The following is a 22917-nucleotide window of genomic DNA, read 5'->3' as shown; positions in this document are numbered from 1 at the left end:
TTTCACTTTAGCATGCAGGCTCGTTGAAGCCAATCTATATTTTGCTTAAACCAACCGTATGTTCACTCATCCATCTTAAGCAGCAGCTTCCCGCGCGTGGACCCGGTCTCCAGAAGACGAAGCGCTTCATTGGCTTCATGTACCGGGTAAATCCCGGAGATGTCGGCATGGACTTCTCCCTTGGCCAGCATTTGCAATGCTTCATTGGCCCTTTGGCCTGCCCTCTCGGGGTTAGCATCGCTGTATGTACCAAGCTGAAATCCGGCGACGGACAGATTTTTAAACCACAGCTCTTGGGTCGATTGCAGTGTATCCGGCTCCCCACCAGCGTTGCCAAGCACAACGAGCTGACCAAAGGGCTTCATCACTTCAAGACTCGCCCTTCTCATGGCTCCACCTACGGGATCCAGTACGGCATCAACGCCTTGGCCGCCGGTAGCCCTCATCGTCTCTTCGACGAATGCGGAGCGCACAAATAATTCATCGTACCCCATAGAGGAGGCCAGGCTCTTTTTACTTTCCGATCCAACCGTGCCCAACACCAAGCCGGCACCCAGCCGGCGGGCGACCTGGCCAAGGAAACTTCCCAGCCCTTCGGCGGCGGCATGGACCAGCAGGCTTCCGCCTGTCTGCAGGCGGATCACGTCTTTCATCGCGATCAGAGCCGTAGTCAAATTGACGATGGAAGCGGCAGCCACTGCCAGATCCAGGGTGGAATCGAGCTCTGCAAGCCGTACGGTCAGTTCGGGTCTGACCGATACCACCGTAGCAAATCCCCCAATCTCAGACAACGTCATCGCCGCAACCGGCTCGCCTACACGGAAGCCCTTGACACCTTCGCCTATTTCCCGCACATAGCCGGCAACCTCTAAACCGGGGACATAAGGCAGCTGAACGTGGTCAAATTCCCCTCTGGCCAGCATCACATCCACGAAGCCTACGCCGGCATACGCGACGTCGATGGTCAATCTGCCCGGTGCTGCAGACAGAGTCTTTACTTCTTTCAGGCGAAGGGCTTGCGCCTCCCCCGGTTGTTCTACGATTAGAGCTTTCATCAGGTGTACACTCCCCTTCCTAATTTTTAACTGGAATCGCCTGCTGCTTTTTTCGCCTAATCCTTCTGCGCCTCGTTTCCAGCAGGATCATGAAGACGATCAGCGTCAATCCCAATAGCGTAACCCCTCCGGAAAAAAGCGGTACTGCTCGAAGCCCAAACCGGCTGTCGATGACCATTCCTCCCAGCCAGGCCCCCACTGCGTTGCTGATATGCACCGCAGATACGTTCATGGTGGTGGCCAGATTTGGCGCTTCCTTTGCCTTGCTCATTACGAGGACGGTAAGACAGGGAAGAATGCCGAAGCTGAACACCCCCAGAAGAAAAATATCCGCCACGGCAAAAATCTTGCTTTCCAGCGTCACGGTAAGGGCAAAGAGGCATACTGCGAGCCCCGCGGTGATTCCGATCAGCGCAGGTCTCAAACTCCAATCGGCCAACCTCCCTCCCGTTACATTGCCAAGGGTTACGCCAATGCCGAACAAAACCAGAATCCACGAAACGGAGCGGCCGTCAAACATGGCCAGCTGCTCCAGCAGCGGAGCTACGTACGTAAAGGTCAAAAACACGCCGCCAAAACATAAAGCACTCACCAGCAGCGCGAGTAATACTTCCGGTTTGCCCAGAACGCCGATCTCCCGTTTCAGCGGCGCAGGCCGGGTGCTCAGATTTCCGGGAAGCAGCCGGAAGAGTCCCGCCAGCGCCGCAGCCCCGATGACGGCAATCGCTGCAAACGTATAACGCCAGCCAAGGGCATGGCCAACCCACGTACCAAAGGGAACGCCGGCGATGTTCGCTATGGAAGAGCCGCTGACGAGAACGGATATCGCCCAGGCCCTCCTATCGGCGGTCACCATCTCGGCCGCCATGACCGTCGCCACGCCGAAAAACGAGCCGTGCGTCAAGGACATCAAAATCCTCGCTGTCATCAGCACGGAGAAGTCTTGAGCGGATACGGCCAAAGCATTGCTGATGACAAACAGCAGCATAAGGAGGAGAAGCAGCGTTTTCCGGGGCAAACGTCCCGTCAATATCATGATGAGCGGGGCGGTAATGGCAACGCCAAGCGAATAACCTGAAATGAGCAGCCCGGCATCCGATATCGTGACCTGCAGGTTCGAAGCGATGTCGGGCAGTATGCCCATGATGACGAATTCAGCCATGCCGATGGCAAATGCGCACAAGGAAAGCACCAATAGAGGGCGTAACGGTGAAGATAAAGGCCGGGGAACTTCAGGTGATGGTTTCATACAGACGCCTCCTTTCGGTATTTCACATTACGTTAAGGAGGCAGAGGGAACCAGATCAAATTTTTAACTAGTATAAAAACTAACAGGAAGCTTCAGGGCAAAAAGAAACCCGCACTTCGGCGAAAAAATTCGCTTACATGCGGGCAGCGGGGCGAGTCTTCAACCATGCTTCCAGCTTTTCGGGTGTACGTGTCTCCGGCAAGGGCATATAGATGCAGCACATCAGATTTTCCAAATCATTGATTTGGGTAAACGTAATGATTTCAAAGTGCAGATGTCCCATTGCCGGGTGCTTCACTTCGATTCGTAAGCCGTTCTTTTCGGCTACTTCATGAAGAGGCCACCATTCGGCAAATTCTTTGCTGCTAGTGGTCAGTTCCTCAATGAGCCGGGTATACCAAGGCTGACCGGCCGAGCGGTCGTACAGCTTCCTGTAGAAGGAAAGCGCGATTTTGGTCGAGTGCTCCCAATTGATAATTTTGGTCCGAAATGCAGGATGCATAAAAGTAAGGCGGAGCATCTGCATGTCCTCGGGAGGTATCGCTGAAAAATCCGTCAAAATTTCGCAGGCGAGCTCGTTCCAGGCGATAAGGCGATTTTCCGGTCCGATGACGAAAAAGGGATACGGCGTGCTCGTCACCAAATTCATAAAGGCGGGCGACAGCCTGTATGCCGACATATCTCTGGATGGTACCGGATATCTCCCCGCAAGAAGATACAAATATTCACGCTCCGTAGGGCTCAGCTGGAGCGCAGAGGACAGGCGATCCAGTACCTCGGGCGATGCGGATACTTCCCGGCCCTGCTCTAACCACGTGTACCAAGTAATGCTTAAGTCGGCCAGCTGCGCCACTTCCTCCCGGCGGAGTCCTGGCGTTCTGCGGCGCGTATGTCCCTGCGGCAGCCCAAACTGCTCGGGTGTCAGCTGCGCTCGCCGGGCTTTCAGGAAATCTCCGATCGCTTTTCGGTTCAAACCGGCTTCCATCGGTCGAGTCCACTCCTATCCAGGTAGTTTTTATGCTAGTTACGTTTGCTACTTCCTTCAGTATAAACGGCATGTTAATCTCGCTTCAAGCTATGATGTTCCCTAACCAAATATCAGGAAAGAAAGGAACGAATTCTATGACACTGCATGCACAAGCCAAAAAATTTATACAGGATACGGCATCCCTGCCGCCCTCCCACACACTGGATCCTGTGGAGCTGCGCAAAATAGCCGCAGGAACCGTCATTTCAGATACGTTCGAGCTGGCATCGGTTCAAGATAGGAGCATCGAGGGGCCTTACGGTGATCTGCCGCTGCGGATCTACCGGCCAGAGCGGGAAGGCACGCTGCCCGTTATCGTATTTTATCACGGCGGAGGCTTCGTCATCTGCGATGTGCAGAAGTATGACCCGATGTGCCGCATGCTGGCGGCAGTAACCCGTTGTGCCGTCGTATCGGTGGACTACAGGCTAGCTCCCGAACATCCTTTTCCCGTCGCTCCGACAGAGGCTATCTTCGCCGCCAAGTGGGTGGCGGATCATGCCGGGGAGCTCGGATTTGACCCCTCCAGGCTGACCCTAGCGGGGGACAGCGCCGGGGGAAATCTGGCAGCGGTAGTTGCCCAACAGCTGCGCGATTTGGGACAAGTCGACGTTGCTGGGCAAATATTAATTTGCCCCCTCACGGATTATTCGCAAGGCTATGAATCGGAAGATCGATTTGCCGAAGGTTATTTTCTAAACCGGAACGTGCTGGAGTACTTCAGAAAGCATTACTTAAAGGAGGGCACCGACCTTTCGAACCCGCTCGCATCGCCGATGCTGGGCCGGCTTGACGGCCTGCCGCAGACACTAATCATCACGGCCGAGTATGATCCGGTCCGCGACGAAGGAGAAGCGTATGGCAGACAGCTTGCGGAGGCCGGGGTCTTAGTCACATTCAGGCGTTATCCCGGCATGATCCACGGCTTCTACGCCATGACCGACCTGTTCGACGACGGCCGCCTCGTTTACGAGGATATCCGCAGATTTCTGCAAACCCTGGTATAATCAGCGGCTTTCTCATTTCTCCTTCCCCGCCTACATATATTGCTATCAATGGTCAACAAACGGAGGGAAGCGGCAAAATGAGCAATAGGCTAAGCACGGTAGATGAGGAGATCGGGCGTTTGACGGCCTATTTCCTGAAGACGCAGCAGCCTGACGGCTCCTGGCGGTTTTGCTTTGAAAACGGAATCGGCATCGACGCCTTCGTGATCATCCTCTTTCGTATTCTGGAGGCGGATCCGGAAGGTCTTATCCGGCAGCTTCACGACCGGATCTGCAAAGAGCAGCAGCCTGACGGATGCTGGAGGCTGTATCCCGATGAGGAAGAGGGCAGCTTATCGGCTTCGGTGGAGGCTTACTATGCCCTGCTTTGCTCCGGTTACAGCCGGCCGGAGGAGGAGCATATGCAGCGCGCCAAGCGGTATATCCTTTCGCGTGGAGGAATCGGTAAGGTCGACAGCATTTTGACCAAGGCGATCCTGGCAGCGACGGGCCAGCGCCCCTGGCCCCGGTCGATCTCCATGATCCCGCTGGAGGTGCTGCTGTTCCCCTCGTATTTTCCGATCAACTTTTTCGAATTTTCGGGCTATTCCAGGGTCCATCTCACGCCGCTGCTGATCATGGCGGACCGGAAGTTTTCGGTTTCTCCGCCGGACGCTCCCGACCTCTCCGACCTTGCCTTCCCGCGCCTGGATGCCGACGAAGATGATCCGCTGCCGCGGGAGTACGAGAACCTGCAGGCGGAACTCCGCCAGGGGATGAACAGGCTGATCGGCACACCGCGTTTTATCCATGAAGCCGCCGTGGAACGGACCGAACGGTTTATGCTGGATCGGATCGAACCGGACGGCACCCTGTACAGCTACGCAAGCAGCACGATTCTGATGGTTCTCGCGCTGCTTGCCTTGGGCTATGAGCGGGAGCATCCCGTCATTAGCGATGCCGTCAAAGGGCTGACTGCCATGCAGTGTCAGGCGGACGGAACAACTACGATCCAGAATTCGCCCTCCACCGTCTGGGACACCGCCCTGATCGCCGATGCCCTGCAGGAGGCCGGGGTTGCGGAGAATCATCCGGCCATCCGTCAGGCCGCCTCCTATCTGCTGTCCCGGCAGCAGGACAAACCGGCCGATTGGAGTCTTCATAACCCGGATACGGCTCCCGGCGGGTGGGGATTCTCCGAGTCGAACACGATCAACCCGGATGTGGATGACACAACGGCGGCGCTGCGCGCGATATCCCGCCTGACGGAAACAGACCCGCTGTACCGGGAAGCATGGAACCGCGGGCTGAATTGGGTGCTGTCGATGCAGAACCGGGACGGAGGCTGGCCGGCGTTCGAAAAGGATACCGACAAGCACATCCTGACCTGGCTCGCAATCGAAGGGGCCAAGTCCGCGGCCATCGATCCCTCCGAGGCGGATCTGACGGGCCGGACGCTGGAGTATCTCGGCCATTTTGCGGGTTTGACGCAGCGGCATGAGTTCATCCGGCGGGGCGCAAACTGGCTGATCCGGCACCAGGAAAAGGACGGCTCGTGGTACGGGCGCTGGGGAGTATGCTACATCTACGGCACCTGGGCGGCATTAACAGGATTGGCGGCTGCCGGTGTACCGGCCAGTCATGATGCGGTTCAACAAGGCGTCCGTTGGCTTGAGCAGATCCAAAACCCGGACGGCGGATGGGGCGAATCCTGCCGGAGCGACCGGATCATGCGCTATGTCCCCCTCGGAGCGAGCACGCCGTCGCAAACGGCCTGGGCTTTGGACGCGCTCATCGCCGTGCAGGAGCAGCCGTCGCCTTCCGTGGACCGGGGCGTCCAAAGGCTGGCTTCATTGCTGCAGCAGGACGGCGGCATGGCGGCCTATCCGACGGGGGCCGGCCTTCCCGGCACCTTCTACTCCCGGTACCACAGCTACCGGTACATTTGGCCGCTACTGGCGCTGAGCCATTACAAGAGCAAATACGGCCATGCCGCCCCGGAAACACCAAAGCCGCCGGATCTCTGACAAGAGTCCGGCGGCTTTTTTATCAAACCACTTTTTTTGAAATATGAAGTATTGTTCTTATTCCATTGAAGACGTTCCCTGTATTCGCTCCAGCTCATCGCGTTTCTGCCGGAGAAGGTTCTCGATCCGCTCAAGCTCTTCCCGCGCCCGGTTTGAAGCGCTCTCGGCTTGCTGGATCTGCTGTTCATATTCCATCCGCCGGCGCATGGGCATCAGCATGCAATCGTAGACCCATTCGCCATCCCGTTCCACTGCCGAAGCGTTTAGAAGCACGGGGAGGGCTTCGCCGCTGCTCGTTTTAAACGTCAAATACATTTCCTCAACGCCCCGGTTCAGCTTTATGAGCGGAAGAAAATAGATTTGAAAAAAAGTCCGGCTGGAACGGGTCAACAGCGATTCGAAGCTGCTCCCGCACATTCCCCGTTTCTCATATCCCAGCATGCGGCACAGCGTGGCGTTGACGTCCTGAATAATGCGATTATCGGCCATGGACACATATCCGCAAGGCGCCTGATCCAATCGTTCGTCCATACTACCGTGTGGACTCCCTTGTCTGACCGGCTTTGGCCGAAGTCAAGTAGGCTTGAATCAGCTGAATCGTTTCATCGAGATGGCTCATGTGCGGACAATGGCCGGTGGCATCCATGAGCTGAAATTCGCTACCCGGCATGTGGGTATGGATATAAGCCCCTGCTTCCAGAGGCGCGATCACGTCCTCGGCGCATTGGAGAATCAAGGAAGGCACGGTTACCTTTCCAAGCGCATCCCGGTAATCCGAGAGAAACGTCGCTTCGGCAAACCGCCTGGCCACCTTCGGATCGGTTGCGCAGAAGCTCTGCTCGAGCTCGCCGGACAACTCGGGACGACCCGGATTGCCCATGATGACAGGTGCCAGATAACTTGCCCAACCCTGATAGTTTTTGTCCATCATATCCATTAGAGCGAGCAAATCCTCGCGTTCAAAGCCTCCGATATAATCGGGAAGGTCGTTTAAATACCGTGCGGAAGGGCCTATCAGAATCAGCCGTTCAAAATATTCGGGTCTGCGGATGGAAGCGAGAATGCCGATCATGGCACCTACGGAATGACCTACGAAAATCGCATCCCTTGCCCCCAGTGCCTCGCATATATCCAGCACATCCTGGGCATAGCCGTCCAGATCGCTGTAGCGGACCGGATTATACGCCCGAATGTCTGACCTGCCGGATCCGACAAAATCAAACAAGACCACTTTGTAATGATCTTCGAAAGCAGGTGCGACAAAACGCCACATGTTTTGGTCGCAGCCGAACCCATGGGCAAAAATCAAATACTGCGTGCCGGTCCCGGTGACCTGAACGTTGTTACGGACGAGAATCTGTTGCTGGTCCATGTTGCTTCCTCCCGTATACACAGAGTTATTTTCATTAAATTTGAAAGGCGATCGTTCGACACTAAACTTCATTATACTACTAAACTCCTCCCTCGGAACAAGAGATTAACCATTCTTTTTGAAAGATGGAATCAAAATCCAGGACCAAAAGGGTGAACCTTCACCTATACGCTCGAATCATTCCGGCCAGTCGAATCAATCCCCGCTCCAGGTCGTGAAGGGACGCATACGCATACGATAAGCGCAGATGCTGCCGGTCATGCCGGTCATAAATTTGCCCCGGGTTTAAGAGGATCCCCTCTTTCAGGGCCTGCTCGAACAGCTGGTGAACCGGGATGGGAACGTGCAGCCGCAACCAAATGTAAAACCCGCCTCCGGGTACCTCCCACGTTGCCATATCATGAAAATATTGCTGAAGGATCGAGAGGGCAAAATCTCTGCGCAGCTTCAGCTTCTGCCGGATATCGGCAAGATGCGGCTCGTACCGGCCTGTGCTCAGCCACTCCGCTACGGCATATTGGGACAGCGAGCTGGCGCCGTAGTCAGTTTGCATTTTGATGTCGGCCAGCCGGTCGATGACCGGTTCCGGCCCGGCCACCCAGCCGATCCGCAGTCCCGGGCCAAGCGTTTTGGACATGCTGCCCATATAGAGGACAAGGCCCTGCGGATCAGCCGACTTGAGCGGCGGGGGCGGCGGCGCGTCCAGCCACAAATCTCCGTATACGTCATCCTCGATGACCGGCAGCCGCTCCAAGGCCGCAGCCTTCATCAGCTCTTCCCGGCGCTTCCTTGACATAACCCGTCCGGTTGGGTTATGGAAGCTCGGGATCGTATACAGCAGCCCTGCCTGATGCTGACGTTTGGCCGGTCCCACCGCATCCGGACGAATCCCTTCCAGGTCCATCGGAACGCCGGCGAGCCGGATCCCTGCCGACTGAAATACGTGGATCGAGTTCAGATAGGACGGAGTTTCCGTCAGAACCGTCGAACCGGGCTGGAGCAGACCGACCGATATCAACTGCAATCCTTGCAGCGCACCCGACACGATCAGAATCGACGACGGGGAAGCGGAGATTCCCTTGGACCGTAAATATTCGCTGAGCGTCTCCCGGAGGAACCGGCTTCCTTTCGGCTCGGAATACCCCAGCGACAAATGCCCGCCGGTCCCCTTCCCGATGACTTCCTGCATATGGGCCGCAGGGAGCAGCTCAGGCGACAGCTCCCCCGTTCCAAGCCGGATGATGTCCGCCCTGGCCTCGGCCTGGTTAATTCGCTGAATCAGCTGGATGTTAGGCGGATAAGCCCCTGCCCGGACGTAGCGGTTCCAATCGGGAGCCGGACCAGCCGCAAGCAGATTCCACGTATTGTTGACCACCACGGTTCCTTGTCCAACCTTGGATTCGATGAGCCCATTGGCCGCAAGCTCTCCGAGCGCATAGACCACTGTGCTGCGGTTCACTTGAAACCGGGCAGCCAGTTCCCGCTGTGGAGGGATTCTCGTGCCGACAGGCCATTCCCCGTTCATGATTTTCCCCTGCATATATTCGTAAATCTGCCGGTGAAGCGGCACCGGAGACGACTTGTCCAAATGCCATTCCTCGTAACGCATAGACCCTCTTCCTATCATGATTGATTTCGTTTATTCTAACAGATTGGTTGGTTCTTTAACCAACCAATTGGATGGAGACCTGCAGGGGCGCCTTCGATAAAATAGGGACATTACAGGAGGAATGATATGATACATGCCCTATTTCACGGATTTATATTGGCCCTTGGGCTGATTTTGCCGCTCGGCGTTCAAAACCTGTTTGTGTTCGGTCAAGGCGCCGCCCACACCCGCTTGAGCCGGGCACTGCCGGCTGTCATTGCCGCCTCCCTTTGCGATACGCTGCTGATCTCCCTGGCGATCATGGGCATTTCCGTTGTCGTGCTCGAATATGCCTGGATCAGAACGGTCCTTTTGGGGCTAGGGATTCCTTTCCTGCTGTACATGGGCTACGTCACGTTAACCAGCAAACCGACCGTCCATAACGGGGAGGACACCCGGTCTTTATCGACTCGAAAGCAAATCGCTTTTGCCGTATCGGTATCCCTGCTCAATCCCCATGCGATTCTGGACACCGTCGGCGTGGTAGGCACAAGCTCCTTAAACTATACCGGCTGGGAAAAGCTGGCGTTCGGCGCGGCATGCGTCATCGTCTCCTGGGTATGGTTCGCCGGACTCGCCGCAGCGGGACGGGCCGCCAGAAAACTCGATTCGACAGGCAGGCTCAGATCGTGGCTGAACCTCCTGTCCGCCGTCATTATGTGGGTTACGGCCGCTTATTTGGCTTACAGCCTGTTTAGGGGATGATGACGAAGAGTGAAGATCCGGAGGGTCCAATGAGGCCAACGCAGGTTCGTTCAAAGCAGGTCCATACAGGCTCAAGTAACACGAGATTCACTTAGTATACTTTTTTTCAGTGCTTACCAGAAACCGAAAGAAGAATTATAATGTTACCGAATCCACCAGGAAAAGGAGGAAATTGAAACGTGAAGTATACCTATTTGGGAAAAACAGGATTAAAGGTCAGTCGTCTCTGCCTCGGTACGATGAATTTTGGTCCAAGCACCGAGGAGAAGGAAGCCTTCAAGATTATGGATGCAGCCCTCGACGCAGGTGTCAATTTCTTCGATACGGCCAACGTCTACGGCGGTAATGAGCACCGCGGATGGACCGAGGAAATCATCGGCCGCTGGTTCGCCCAAGGCGGCGGAAGACGGGAAAAAGTCGTGCTCGCCACGAAAGTATACGGCAACATGGAACATCCTATCGTGGATCCCAATGAGCAAGGGGGACTTTCCGCGTACAAGATCCGCCGCCACCTGGAAGGCTCACTCCGCAGGCTGCAGACGGACCATATCGAGCTCTATCAAATGCACCATGTGGACCGGAACGTGTCCTGGGATGAGCTCTGGAACGCTTTCCAAACTCATCAGAACCAGGGAAAAATCGGATACGTCGGCGCCAGCAACTTTGCCGGCCGCGACCTGGTGAAGGCGCAGTACGAAGCGGAGAAGCGCGGACTGCTCGGCCTGGTGTCCGAGCAGCACAAATACAGCCTGCTCTGCCGGCTGCCGGAGCTTGAAGTGCTCCCTGCTGCGGAAGAGCATGGCATCGGCGTCATCGCCTGGAGCCCGCTGGACGGCGGCGTGCTTGGCGGCAACCTGAACCCGAAGGAAGGATCGCGGACAGCGCGCCAGACCGAGCGGCTTGAGAAGCTGCGCCCGCAGCTGGAGCAGTTCTCGAAGCTGTGCAAGGAGCTGGGCGAATCCGAAGCGACGGTAGCGCTCGCCTGGACGCTCGTGCATCCGGCGATGACGGCCCCGATCATCGGACCGCGGACGCTGGAGCAGTTCGAGCAAACGCTCCGGGTTGTTGAGGTCGAGCTGAGCGAAGATGTGCTGGCGCGCCTGGACGAAATTTTCCCGGGTCCCGGCGGAGAAGCCCCTCGGGCTTACGCTTGGTAACCCGCAGTAAAAGAAAGCAAGCCTGATCGAACTCATCCTGTTCAGATGAGCTGATGGCCTTCCGGACATGTTCCGAGTGCTAAAAATCACGCCAGTCTGACAAGAAAAATCCTATATGCTCTTATGCCTTCAATAGAGAACACACCTTGAGGCTTCAAGGTGTGTTCTTGCTGTTTATTGATTCGTCTCTGAACTGCCGGAAGAAGGAGCGCAGATCTTCGGCAAGCCGATCCGGTACCTCCATGGCGGCGAAATGGCCGCCTCGGTCGAACTCCGACCAATGCACGACGGTGTACTGGCGCTCGGCAATCCGGCGGACCGGCTGAATCAGATCGTACGGGAGCACTGCGACGCCTATGGAAGCCGGGCAAGGAATCGGCTGGCCTTTAAGCTGCGCGTTTTCATAGTACAGCCGCGCGGCGGAACCTGCGGTGCCCGTCAGCCAGTACACCATCACATTGGTCAGCAGCTGGTCGGCCGTGACCGGGTACCGGGGATCTGTCCAATCGGCAAATTTATCCGCAATCCAGGCCAATTGGCCGATCGGTGAGTCGTTCAGGGCGTAGGCCAGCGTCATCGGCCGCGAACCCTGGATGCCCATATGCCCCGCCGGCTGGGCCAGGTAGGCTTTCATTTTGGAGATTCTGCGCGCCTCCTCTTCGGTAGGAGCATCCGGCTCTTCCTTCGGCATCCAGGGCAAATAGTTGAGATGCACGGCGCAGGCATGCTCCGGATCCACGGCTGCCAGCGTCCGGGAAATATTCGATCCCCAATCGCCGCCCTGAGCTCCGTACCGCTCGTAACCAAGCCGCTTCATCAATTCCGCCCAGGCACGCGCGATCCGCGGGACGTTCCAGCCGGTTTCCGTCGTCGGTCCGGAAAATCCGTATCCCGGCATGGACGGTATAACCACATGAAAGGCGTCCTCCGGATTTCCACCGTAAGCCTTGGGATCGGTTAGCGGGCCGATGATGTCCAGAAATTCGACGAAGGAGCCGGGCCAGCCATGCGTAAGAATGAGCGGAAACGCGTCCGGTTCGGAAGAGCGGACATGCAGAAAATGAACAGAGGCTCCGTCAATGGTCGTCATGTACTGCGGATAGCGGTTAATCCGCTCCTCATGAGCACGCCAATCATAGCTATTTTGCCAATAATCCGTTAGTTCCCGGATGCCATTCAGTCCTGCACCGTATTTCCCTGCCGTCCCCGGGATTTCATCCGGCCAGCGGGTGCGGCTCAAACGCTCCTGCAGGTCATCGAGCGCTGTTTGAGGAACATCAATCCTGAACGGTCTTACCGAAGTGTCGAGCGTCAAATCCAGATTCATAGCGATCTCCTCCTCTAAAATGGGGGTATGCCAGCACATATTGTTGAGTTATCAACTTAATTCCGATCATAAACGATTAACGTTGATTAGTCAACAATATACTTAGAGGCCACTGACTGAATCCCGAATTGTTGCTTCAGTTCCTGTTTATTTCCTATTTTCCCGGTAAGCCACTCGTACGGAAGACAGTTGGCCCCACTTTTCGGTTATATCAACAAAAAGATTCCGCAGGAGCCGCGGAATCTTTTCGCTTTAACTGTATGACCTCAATCCGGCATAGAAGAAAGCCGGTCCATATGTCGATGCAGCACATTCACCAGATCCGCATCGTCCCCCTGCTTCAGCCATTCCTCGATGGAGACGCGCAGAGCCGCCATATAGACGGCCACCAGAAACCGGACTTCATCACGGTCCGCCCCGGTTTCGAGCCTCGAGCACAGCGCATCGCAGAGAGCCGGCTCCGCCTCCATCAGCGTATACAAAAATAAAGACGCGATAGAGGGCGTCTGCCCGGCAATCCGGTACCGGAGCACAAGACCCGGGCGCTGCTTCTCGTATTGGCTGGCCAGGTAACCAAAGACCGACTGCAGGGCGGCATGGGCTGATGCCGGAGGCTCCGCTTCCAGCATGTATCGGATCCCATCCAGCTGCGTGCTGCGGATCGGTCCCGACAGCACTTCCTCCTTGGACGCATAATACCGGAAGAACGTGCGCGACGACATCGTGACCGCATCGGCAATGTCCTGAATCGAGGTCTGCTCATAGCCCTTCTGCTGAAAAAGCCGCAGCGCCGCTTCCTCAATCGCCGCCTGGGCCAGACGCTTCTTTCGCTCCCTTAGACCTGCCGGCGCTTCTATGGGATGTATGTTTTCTTTAGGATTCATCTCAAATTCTTCCTTCATTGACTTTTGTCACTCAGTGACATTATATTGGATTTAAGCGCAATCCACAATGCAAAATACGAACACGGCAGCGCGAACACGAATGGCCAAGCCTTTCGGGACGGGCCATTTCATGATTCCACCTGTTATCACAGCTTATTTCTATCATTCGATCATCCCTACACAAGCTCCGTCCTGCTAAGGCAAGGCCAAAATACTCTGCTTATGAAAGGATGGTTTGCTGATGAATCCGTCAGATCCCATTGCACCGGAAGCGCTGAATCTGTTCAGCGGTGCCAGCGGGGACAATCCGTTCCCTGTATTCGCCCAGATGAGAGAAATGAACGCCGTCATTCCGATCCCGTTTCCGATGGGCGGGCCGGATCGTCAAGCGTGGATGGTCACCCGGATGGAGGAAGCGATACAGGTGCTCAAGGACCATGCCCATTTCACGGTGGACCCCGCTTCGATCGACGGGAATGAAGATTTCAGAAAGAGATTGGCCGGCGGTTCGGATCCGTCCGCACCTCCTACCTTTTTCACCGGACACTCCATGCTCACGGTCGATGACCCGGACCACCGGCGGCTGCGGAGCCTCGTATCCAAAGCGTTCTCACCACGATACATGGAGAGCCTTCGTCCCCGCGTGCAGGAAATCGCCGACGAACTGCTGGACCAAGTCGAGGCGCAAGGCGAGATGGACCTCGTCAAGGACTACGCCTATCCGCTCCCGATCAACGTCATTTCCGAAATGCTGGGCGTTCCCCAGGAAGACCGGGAGCAGATACATACCTGGTCGGCCGCTCTCGCCCACGGGCTGGGGCTGGGAAGACGCGAGCCGGGCGTTGAAGAGAATATGCGCGCCTTCGGTGAGTACACCGCCCGGCTGGTGGCTTCCAAACGGCGGCAGCCTGCGGACGACCTCATCAGCCAGCTGATCGCGATCGAAGAGGAAGGAGACCGGCTCTCGGAAACCGAGCTTGTGTCGATGATCACCCTGCTCATCTTTGCCGGCCACGAAACGACCTCGAACCTGATCGCCACCGGCAGCCTGATGCTGCTGGATCATCCGGAGCAGCTGGAGAAGCTCAAGGCCGAGCCGAGCCTGGTGCCTTCCGCCGTTGAGGAGCTGCTGCGCTTCAACGGGCCGGCCACCATTGCCGGACCGCGCTTTGCCACGGAGGACATCGTGCTCGCCGGGCAGTCCATCCAGAAAGGCGATGCCGTGATCCCCGTGCTGAAATCGGCCAATCGGGACGAGCGCCAGTTCGACCAGTCCGAAGAGCTGGACATTACGCGCCAGATCAACCGGCATCTCGCCTTTGGCCACGGCATCCATATGTGCCTGGGAGCGCCGCTGGCCCGCATCGAAGGGGACATCGCCTTTACTACACTGCTGAAGCGCATGCCGAACCTGCGGCTGAGCATTCCCCGGGATGAGGTCCCTTGGAACTTTACGCTCAGCTCCCAAGGGCTGGCTGCCCTGCCTGTGGCCTTTTAAATCCATATTCATGTGAAGCCCTTGGGACCCAAGGGCTTTTTTATTCGGTACCACCCCGACGCGGCCAGGTGTCCTGGCTATCATCGACTTTATGAAATTTTAATCATTTCCCTATCCTTCTTTTAGGTTTCGAAAGTGGGCGCTTTATTTCCAGCCAGTATGATCAGAAGAGAACGTGAACTACTGAATATGGGAGGGAATGGACATGGGAAATGATGTACTGCTGGAAGCGAGGGGTTTGACGAAAACGTTCGGGTCCAGGACCGTGGTGGACCGTCTGGATCTCCGGATCGAAAAGGGAGACATCTATGGCTTCCTGGGCACGAACGGATCCGGAAAAACGACAACAATCCGCATGCTGACGGGACTGGTCCATCCCGATGCCGGTGAAGTCCGGATCGGCGGGTATCAACTGAAGACGCATTTTAAAGAAGCGATCGCCCATGTTGGGGCCATCGTCGAGAATCCGGCTTTCTACACCTATCTTTCCGCATATGACAATCTATTGCTGACGGCTAACCTTTTACCGGGAGTCACCCGGACAAAAGTGAACGAAGTCCTTGAAGTCGCCGGATTGTTCGACCGGGCCAAAGACAAGGTCAGTTCGTATTCGCTGGGCATGAAGCAGCGTTTGGGTATTGCGAGCGCGCTTCTGAACCAGCCGCAGCTGATCATTCTCGACGAACCGACCAACGGGCTGGATCCGCAAGGAATGAAGAAAATCAAAGAGCTGATCGCGCAGCTTGCAGCAGAGCAGGGAATCTCCTTTCTCATTTCAAGCCATCTGCTTCATGAGGTCGAACAAATTTGCAGCAAGGCGGGTGTCATCCGGCAAGGGAAGCTGATCGCGGAGGTCGAGGTCGGAAGGCTCCTCGCTGCGGGCACAGTAACCGTTGAGATCACTACTACGGAACCGGACAAGGCCAAACAGCTTCTGATCCGCGTCCCTGAGGTCATTTCCGTCACCCGATCGCAGGGCAAACTGATCGTCCAAACGGACAGCGATTGCTCGTACAAGCTAAACCAGCTGCTCATGGCAGGCGGCGTGTACATTCGATCCATTAACTGCCGGCCCCGGACGCTTGAGCAATTCTTTTTCGATATTACGGAAGGAGATGGCGGGCAATGATCAGGCTGGTGCAAAATGAGCTGTACAAAACGTTCCGATTAAAGAAACTTTATATGTTCATGGCGATTCTGGCCATCCATGCCTGGTTAACCGTCCATTTCTATAGTGCCGGCGGAGAATGGAAATCGGTCATTGTCATGCCTAACGGCCAGTCCCTTCCCCTGACGCTGATCAACAGCATGGCCCAATGGATGACAATATTTATTCCCATTTATGTAGCCGATCTGATCACAGGCGAGGTAAAGACCGGCACGCTTAAATTGTCGTTACTGCGCCCCGTAAGGCGAATCGAATGGCTTCATGCGAAGATTGCTTCTTTGTTCGTATTTATTGCGGTACTGCTCGCTTTCTCCGTTGTATCAGAATATGCAATCGGAACGATTGCATTCGGCTGGGGCGAACGAACACTATACGCCGGAACACTGTATGCACAGGCGGAAGGCATATGGCTTACGCTTCGCTTGACCTTCGCCATGCTGCTTCCGTACATGGCCTGCGGACTGATTGTCGTCTTTATCGCCGTATCCGCCGCAAACATCAGCACAACGATCGGGCTGTCCATCGGAATCCTGACCGCAGTGCAATATTTGAGTGCTTTTGAAAGGATCAAGCCTTATTCCATCGTGAACCAAATGTATTTTTTTCATGAATATGTTCATCAGGCACACTGGGGGGCCGTGCTTCAAAACATAGCGGTGGTTGCAGCATACATTGCCGTTTTCTACGCCGTTAGCGCGGTCATCATGAAGAAAAAAGATTTTATCCTTTAAGGGGGACTTTCCTTGATCCAACTCATCCGATGCGAACTATTCAAAGTACTCCGGCAGAAAAAGCTGTATATGTTCTTGTTTATCCTCACGGCTTTGGAAATCTCGGCCGTGTTTCAGTTTCACCGGGAGGCAGCGGGTATCAGCGGCATAGAGCCGAACGGCCAATCGTTCCCGCTTCTCGTGCTGAACAGCAGTTCGCTGTTGATCCCCGTATTCATCGCGATTTTGGCGGCTGATTCCATTGCGGAAGAATACCGGACCGGCACGCTGAAAAGGGCTCTTCTCTGCCCCATTCGCAGGACCGACCTGCTGCATGCCAAAATCGCATCGATGCTCATCATTGCGGCCCTGCTGCTTCTCTTTCTGATCTTCTCTTCCTATGTGACAGGTACGCTTGCTTATGGCTGGGGAAACCGAACGTTTGTGGAAGGAACCGTATATACGTCCATGGGAGGAATGAGGCTTGTCAGCCAAACCTTTCTGCTGTCTTTGCTCCCCAATTTGGCCCTCGGATTAATTGTGATGTTTGCTGCCTTGCTGACGGCGAATACGGGTGCTTCCATCGGAACGGCTCTAGCGTTTATAGCGGTTACCCCGCTAATGGAGGGAATCCCTGAAATCAGGGAGCTGTGGATCGGCTACCAATTGCGAATCTTTCCTCTGCACTCCTTGCATCACACGGCTGCGGTGGAGGTATGGACAGGTACGGCCATCCTTCTCGTCTATATCTTTGTCTTATACGCAGGCAGTGTTATGATACTGAGGAAGAAAGATATTTTAATATAAATGGGGTGAACCCGTGCCGTTTGACAAGATCTTGATCGTGGAAGATGAGAAGGAAATCGCCGAACTGCTGCAAGACTATCTCGAAGAAGAGCAATTCGAGGTGATCGTCGCGAGCGACGGACAAGAGGCCGTTCGGCTGTTCAGGGAATATCGGCCCCAGTTGATGATTTTGGATATTATGCTGCCGCAGCTGAATGGCATGGAAGTGTGTCGAACGATCCGCTCGGAGTCGCCGATACCGATCATCATGCTGAGCGCGAAAAGTAGCGATGTCGATAAAATCCTTGGACTGGGGCTGGGTGCAGACGATTATGTGGTCAAGCCCTTCAGCCCCGGTGAGGTGATCGCGAGGGTCAAAGCCCAGCTTAGGAGGGCCAATCAGCTCTCCCCTTCTACGGAGACGGCCGATATTATCCGTTATAAAGATTTGGAGCTTCATCTCAAAGCTTACGAAGTGAAGGTCCGGAACCAAGCGGTTCACTGCTCGGCCAAGGAGTTTGAGGTACTTCGCTTCTTCGCCCTTCATCCGAACCAGGTATTGACCCGTGAACAAATTTTTCAGCATGTTTGGGGATTTGGCGAACGTGGAGATTTAAATACCGTCACGGTTCATATTCAAAAAATCCGGGAAAAAATCGAGGTCTCCCCCGCCAATCCGGCCTTTATCAAAACGGTATGGGGAGTCGGATACAAGTTCGACGGTGGTTTATGATGAAGCCGGGAATCCGTTTCAAGCTAATCGCCTCGTTAACCGGGATCGTCATCGTTCCGGTCGTTTTAATGGTCATATCCGGCGTTCGTGTAAAGTATACCGTTCTTATCGATGGGGCTAACCGTGTGAACTTCATGTTCGTGCTCGGTTTTCTGGGGTTGGCGTTTGTTTTATGCGCGCTGATATTGGCCCGGGTCATCGCAAGACGTATTCTCCTGCCCCTGAAGGAACTGAATGCCGCAGCGGAGCAAATTATGAACGGCAATCTGGATTTTGAAGTCCAAAACCGGAGCCATGACGAGATGGGACGCTTTAGCTCCGCCTTCGATGCGATGCGCATCCGGTTAAAAGAGTCCCTGGATCAACAAGCCGCCAACGAACGTTCCCGAAATGAGCTGATCGCGAGTATCTCCCACGATTTGCGGACGCCGATTACATCCATCCGTGGATACGTTGAAGGACTGCAGGATGGCATCGCCCGCGATGAGAAAAGGATGGACAAGTATCTTGCCGTCATCCGTAACAAAACAGACCAGCTTGACCGTATGATTGAAGACCTGTTTCAATTCGCACAGCTGGAATCGGGACATCTGGCCATGGATCTCCGGGAAATGGACAGCCGCGAGCTCCTTGAAACGAGCGTGGCGCCTTTCGAGGTCGAGTTACAGAACGGATCCGTGCTGTTCACCGTGGTTCGGCCCTTCCCATCCGCGCCTGTTGCCGTCGATGCCGGACGTATGATGCAGGTGTTTGAAAATATGATCGAAAATGCAAAGCATTACGCGGGGAATGGCACTGAAATTACGATTTCAGCCACCGATGAAGGCGAGCGGATCCGGATTGCCGTCAAGGACAACGGTATGGGCATCTCCCCGGAGGACATCCCTTATTTGTTCGAACGGTTTTACCGCGGAGAAAAGTCGCGTTCCCGGACGTACGGAGGCGCTGGATTGGGGCTCGCGATCTGCAAACAAATCGTAGAAGCGCATGGCGGTCATATAGGGGTACTGAGCAGCCCGGGAACGGGTACCGAGTTTTATTTTACCTTGCCGGTGATCGAAGCCAGGGGAGGTGCAGCAGACACGTGAAAATCCCCGATGTAAAAAAGAAAACCACAGATAAAGGATGGGCATCCCATCCTTTATCTGTGGTTTTTATCGTGATATGAGTTCATTTCGATTGGTATATCAAGCTGCGGGGAGGACTTAGACGATCCCCTGAGCGATCATAGCGTCCGCTACTTTCCGGAATCCGGCAGCATTGGCGCCTACGACGAGATTGCCATGATATCCGTATTCATCGGCTGCCTGAACGCAGCTCGCATAAATATTTTTCATGATATCATTCAGCTTTGCGTCAACTTCCTCAAAGCTCCAGGACATTCTCATGCTGTTTTGGGCCATTTCCAGCGCGGATACGGCAACGCCGCCTGCATTCGCTGCTTTGGCCGGAGCAAACAGGACACCGTTCTTCTGGAAAATTTCGATCGCCTGAAGGGTGGACGGCATGTTCGCACCCTCACCGATCGCCTTCACGCCATTCTTAACGAGCAGAGCGGCCGATTCCTCGTCGATTTCGTTTTGCGTGGCGCAAGGCAGCGCAATATCGCATGGAACGGTCCAAATGTCACGGCAGCCCTCGACATAAACGGCATCCGGATGTTCATTGACGTACTCTTTAATCCGTTTCCGCTCTACTTCTTTCAGGCGCTGAACCGTATCGATGTCCAGTCCCTTTTCGTCATAGATATAGCCGTTGGAATCGCTGCACGCGACGACTGTAGCGCCGAGCTCTTTCGCTTTGCGCATAGCATAAATGGATACGTTTCCGGAACCGGATACGACGACTTTGCTTCCGTCAAAGGACAGATCGTTGTCTTTCAGCATTTCATCCACGAAATACACGCATCCGTAGCCGGTCGCTTCCGTACGCGCCAGACTTCCGCCGTATCCGATGCCCTTGCCTGTAAGCACGCCGGCTTCGTTGCCGCCCCGGATCCGCTTATACTGCCCGAACATGTACCCGATCTCCCGTGCTCCTACGCCGATGTCGCCGGCAGGGACGTCCGCATCGGGTCCGATATACTTATACAGCTCCGTCATGAAGCTTTGGGTAAACCGCATGATTTCACGGTCCGACTTGCCCTTTGGATCAAAATCGGAGCCGCCCTTGCCTCCGCCGATCGGCTGGCCGGTCAATGCGTTTTTCAAAATTTGCTCAAAACCCAAAAACTTGATGATGCTTGCATTGACGGAAGGATGGAACCGGAGTCCTCCCTTATATGGACCGAGTGCACTGTTGAATTGTACCCGAAATCCCCGGTTGACCTGAATCTTGTTGTTATCGTCCACCCAAGGTACGCGGAATGTGATGAGACGCTCGGGTTCGACCATGCGTTCTAAAATGCCTTCTTCCATGTACTCCGGATGTTTTGCAAGAACAGGTACCAGCGAGTCAAAAATTTCCTTAACGGCCTGGTGGAACTCATCCTCGGAAGGATTCCGGGAAACGACTAAATTGTACACATCGTTAACATACTTTTCGGCTGTATTTAAACCCTTCGTATCCATTACACTATTCATAACCCAACCCCTTTTGCACAATTCGCACATTTTTTTGCACTATAACGCTTTGCTTCACTAAATTCTAATGCAGGTTTAGGGGTTTTTTCCAATAAAAAATATTTTTTTAGTCGATTAAATGCATTTATCGGTGCAAAATTACAGCAATTGCTGGCGCAGCTCCGCATCGCTTTTCGCGGATAGATAACCGAGCGGGATATCAAATACCGTTTTGGCGCCAACGGCCCCTTCTTTGGCCAACCGGACGGCCGCTCTGGCATAAGCGGTCAATACGCTTGCGGTGAATTCCGGGTTGCTCTCCAGTTTCAGGCTGAATTCGACGATTTGCTTCGTTCCTTGGCCGGTCACTCCGCTCCGGATCACAAATCCGCCGTGCGGCATGCCGCTGTGCTCGGATTTCAGCTCTTCTTCCGTAATGAAATGGACCGTTGTGTCATAGTCTGCAAAATAGTTAGGCATGTTCACGATCGTCTTTTCAATCTCGGCACGGTCCGCACCCTCTTCAGCAACGACATAGCAAATCCGTTCGTGCTTTTCGCGGGTTGCCAGTTCTGGCGTTTCGCCGCTGCGGATTTGTTCGATGACGCTTTCTACCGGGACGGTATACTGCACTCCTGCTTTGACGCCCGGAACGCGGCGGATGGCATCCGAGTGGCCCTGGCTGACGCCTTTACCCCAGAATGTGTATTCCTTGCCCTGCGGTAGAATCGACTCAGCGAGCAGTCTGTTCATGGAGAACAAGCCCGGATCCCAGCCGGTCGAAATGACGCTGACGGTTTGTCCGTTTTTAGCCGCTGCATCCACGCTTGCAAAAAACTCAGGAATCTTGGCATGCGTATCAAAGCTGTCCACCGTGTTAAACAGGGCGGCAATGGCCGGTGTTTGCTCGGGAAGATCGGTTGCGGAACCTCCGCACAGAATCATGACATCGATCGATCCTTTATATTGTTCCACCGTCGATACATGCTCAAATTTGACGCCCGCTTCAGCAGGCATCTGCGACGGATCACGCCGTGTGAATACCGCCACTAATTCCATATCTTCGTTCTGCGCGATGGATGCCTGGACGCCTCGTCCAAGGTTACCATAGCCTACAATTCCAATTCTGATTTTCGATGCCATTTTATGTCCCTCCACTTATTCTGATTATCCTTTTGATTATATGACATGAGATGTCATATGCAAAGCAAAAATACGAAAGAACGAGAAAAAGCCCTTGATCTCTCAAGGGCTTTCGCTAATACTTGGCAGCATTTACCACGGGAGCTTGTCATTCATGTAGAAAAATCCGCCGGTCGGGCCGTCCTCAGGTATCGTTGCCAGCCGAACAGCCGTCACCGCGCCTTCTTCGGCCGTCAGTTCGGCCTTGTCACCGCCCATGCGGGTCTTAACCAACCCCGGATGCACCGCGTTTACTTTCAGGTTCGTCCCGCTGGTCTTTTGCGCCCAATAGGCCGTCAGCATATTCAGCGCAGCTTTCGAGGCCGAATAGGCCGGAGTCGCAATACGCTGCGCCAGCTCGTTCGTCAGGATGAATTGAATCGAGCCGAGCGCGCTGCTTTGGTTCACGATCCGCCCCGCCTCACTCTTCAGCAGCAATGGCAGCAGTGCCTCCGTAATAAAATAAGGCGCAAACGTGTTCACTTCAAACGTATCTCTGAAAGAGTCCCCTTCATATCCGGGCTTTTCCAACGAAACGCCTGCATTGTTGACCAGGATATCGAGCCGGCCGTATTCCGTTTCAATCCACTTCGTCAGTTCCGCGATATGGGCTTCATTCGTCACTTCCAGCTGAACGCCGACCGCTTCGATCCCCTGCTGGCGCAGCTCCGACGCCGCCTGATCCGCCGCTTCTTTCGTCCGTGCTGCTGTTAATACCGTAATCCCCTGCTGCCCCAATTGTTTGGCCACCTCAAATCCGATTCCTTTGCCGGCTCCCGTCACAAGTGCAATTTTGCTGTTATTCATCTTTATTTCCTCCCTGTTATTGTTTTGATGAGTTT

Annotated in this window: 21 protein-coding genes; 10 read left to right on the top strand and 11 right to left on the bottom strand. The window is 54.8% G+C overall.

What is annotated here, in order from left to right:
• Positions 1-62 precede the first annotated feature (62 nt).
• The 3 genes from C7820_RS18725 to C7820_RS18715 form a co-directional block, all read right to left on the bottom strand.
• Positions 63-1055 (bottom strand): quinone oxidoreductase family protein, encoded by a 993-nt coding sequence (locus C7820_RS18725; protein WP_116232307.1) that lies wholly within the window; start codon positions 1053-1055, stop codon positions 63-65.
• Positions 1056-1074: 19 nt separating this feature from the next.
• The gene (locus C7820_RS18720; RefSeq protein WP_116232306.1) at positions 1075-2304 is read right to left on the bottom strand and encodes an MFS transporter; all 1230 of its coding nucleotides are present in this window, start codon (positions 2302-2304) and stop codon (positions 1075-1077) included.
• A 133-nt stretch (positions 2305-2437) separates the two neighbouring features.
• Positions 2438-3289, bottom strand: a complete 852-nt coding sequence (locus C7820_RS18715; protein ID WP_116232305.1) for a helix-turn-helix transcriptional regulator — start codon at positions 3287-3289, stop codon at positions 2438-2440.
• Positions 3290-3426: 137 nt separating this feature from the next.
• Here C7820_RS18715 and C7820_RS18710 point away from each other — a divergent pair, with 137 nt between their 5' ends.
• Positions 3427-4338: an alpha/beta hydrolase gene (locus C7820_RS18710; protein WP_116232304.1), complete on the top strand. Its 912-nt coding sequence runs from the start codon at positions 3427-3429 to the stop codon at positions 4336-4338.
• A 77-nt stretch (positions 4339-4415) separates the two neighbouring features.
• A complete protein-coding gene (shc, locus tag C7820_RS18705; protein WP_116232303.1) occupies positions 4416-6344 on the top strand; it encodes a squalene--hopene cyclase in 1929 nt (642 codons plus the stop codon).
• A gap of 57 nt (positions 6345-6401) precedes the next feature.
• Here the strand turns inward: shc and C7820_RS18700 are convergent, their stop codons facing one another.
• The 3 genes from C7820_RS18700 to C7820_RS18690 all read right to left on the bottom strand — a co-directional run bounded on the left by C7820_RS18700 (position 6402) and on the right by C7820_RS18690 (position 9325).
• A complete protein-coding gene (locus C7820_RS18700; RefSeq protein ID WP_116232302.1) occupies positions 6402-6875 on the bottom strand; it encodes a PAS domain S-box protein in 474 nt (157 codons plus the stop codon).
• Position 6876: 1 nt separating this feature from the next.
• A complete protein-coding gene (locus tag C7820_RS18695) occupies positions 6877-7716 on the bottom strand; it encodes an alpha/beta fold hydrolase (protein ID WP_116232301.1) in 840 nt (279 codons plus the stop codon).
• 160 nt (positions 7717-7876) lie between these two features.
• Positions 7877-9325 (bottom strand): aminotransferase-like domain-containing protein, encoded by a 1449-nt coding sequence (locus tag C7820_RS18690; protein WP_116232300.1) that lies wholly within the window; start codon positions 9323-9325, stop codon positions 7877-7879.
• Positions 9326-9451: 126 nt separating this feature from the next.
• On the opposite strand from C7820_RS18690, the gene C7820_RS18685 reads away from it, so the two are divergent.
• On the top strand, positions 9452-10069 hold the full coding sequence (locus tag C7820_RS18685) for a LysE/ArgO family amino acid transporter (protein WP_116232299.1): 618 nt from the start codon (positions 9452-9454) through the stop codon (positions 10067-10069).
• A 179-nt stretch (positions 10070-10248) separates the two neighbouring features.
• A complete protein-coding gene (locus tag C7820_RS18680) occupies positions 10249-11226 on the top strand; it encodes an aldo/keto reductase (protein ID WP_076170434.1) in 978 nt (325 codons plus the stop codon).
• Between the two features lie 154 nt (positions 11227-11380).
• Here the strand turns inward: C7820_RS18680 and C7820_RS18675 are convergent, their stop codons facing one another.
• Both C7820_RS18675 and C7820_RS18670 read right to left on the bottom strand, forming a co-directional pair.
• Positions 11381-12553 (bottom strand): epoxide hydrolase family protein, encoded by a 1173-nt coding sequence (locus C7820_RS18675; RefSeq protein WP_116232298.1) that lies wholly within the window; start codon positions 12551-12553, stop codon positions 11381-11383.
• 266 nt (positions 12554-12819) lie between these two features.
• Entirely contained in the window at positions 12820-13437 is a 618-nt protein-coding gene (locus tag C7820_RS18670; protein ID WP_116232297.1) for a TetR family transcriptional regulator, read from the bottom strand.
• Positions 13438-13678: 241 nt separating this feature from the next.
• Between C7820_RS18670 and C7820_RS18665 the strand changes: the two genes are divergently transcribed.
• The 6 genes from C7820_RS18665 (at position 13679) to C7820_RS18640 (ending at position 19420) form a co-directional block, all read left to right on the top strand.
• On the top strand, positions 13679-14935 hold the full coding sequence (locus tag C7820_RS18665) for a cytochrome P450 family protein (protein ID WP_116232296.1): 1257 nt from the start codon (positions 13679-13681) through the stop codon (positions 14933-14935).
• Positions 14936-15140: 205 nt separating this feature from the next.
• Positions 15141-16064: an ABC transporter ATP-binding protein gene (locus C7820_RS18660; protein ID WP_116232295.1), complete on the top strand. Its 924-nt coding sequence runs from the start codon at positions 15141-15143 to the stop codon at positions 16062-16064.
• Positions 16061-16834 carry an ABC transporter permease gene (locus C7820_RS18655; protein ID WP_116232294.1) on the top strand — a complete coding sequence of 258 codons (774 nt, stop codon included), beginning with the start codon at positions 16061-16063 and terminating at the stop codon, positions 16832-16834. Before C7820_RS18660 ends, C7820_RS18655 begins: the two co-directional genes overlap by 4 nt.
• 12 nt (positions 16835-16846) lie before the next feature.
• Positions 16847-17620, top strand: a complete 774-nt coding sequence (locus tag C7820_RS18650; RefSeq protein ID WP_116232293.1) for an ABC transporter permease — start codon at positions 16847-16849, stop codon at positions 17618-17620.
• Positions 17621-17633: 13 nt separating this feature from the next.
• Positions 17634-18332: a response regulator transcription factor gene (locus C7820_RS18645; protein WP_116232292.1), complete on the top strand. Its 699-nt coding sequence runs from the start codon at positions 17634-17636 to the stop codon at positions 18330-18332.
• Positions 18329-19420, top strand: coding sequence for a sensor histidine kinase (locus C7820_RS18640; protein WP_181909112.1), 1092 nt, complete (start codon positions 18329-18331; stop codon positions 19418-19420). Before C7820_RS18645 ends, C7820_RS18640 begins: the two co-directional genes overlap by 4 nt.
• A gap of 117 nt (positions 19421-19537) precedes the next feature.
• On the opposite strand, the gene gdhA is transcribed toward C7820_RS18640, so the two are convergent.
• The 3 genes from gdhA to C7820_RS18625 all read right to left on the bottom strand — a co-directional run bounded on the left by gdhA (position 19538) and on the right by C7820_RS18625 (position 22882).
• A complete protein-coding gene (gdhA, locus tag C7820_RS18635) occupies positions 19538-20902 on the bottom strand; it encodes an NADP-specific glutamate dehydrogenase (protein ID WP_397334202.1) in 1365 nt (454 codons plus the stop codon).
• A 150-nt stretch (positions 20903-21052) separates the two neighbouring features.
• Positions 21053-22036 carry a diaminopimelate dehydrogenase gene (locus C7820_RS18630; protein WP_116232289.1) on the bottom strand — a complete coding sequence of 328 codons (984 nt, stop codon included), beginning with the start codon at positions 22034-22036 and terminating at the stop codon, positions 21053-21055.
• Positions 22037-22168: 132 nt separating this feature from the next.
• On the bottom strand, positions 22169-22882 hold the full coding sequence (locus C7820_RS18625) for an SDR family oxidoreductase (protein ID WP_116232288.1): 714 nt from the start codon (positions 22880-22882) through the stop codon (positions 22169-22171).
• Positions 22883-22917 lie beyond the last annotated feature (35 nt).

It is taken from the genome of Paenibacillus sp. VMFN-D1 (genome assembly GCF_003386155.1).
Classification (GTDB): domain Bacteria; phylum Bacillota; class Bacilli; order Paenibacillales; family Paenibacillaceae; genus Paenibacillus_AQ; species Paenibacillus_AQ favisporus.
The sequence above is the reverse complement of the archived record's forward strand: the minus strand, read 5'-3'. Positions and strand labels throughout refer to the sequence as shown.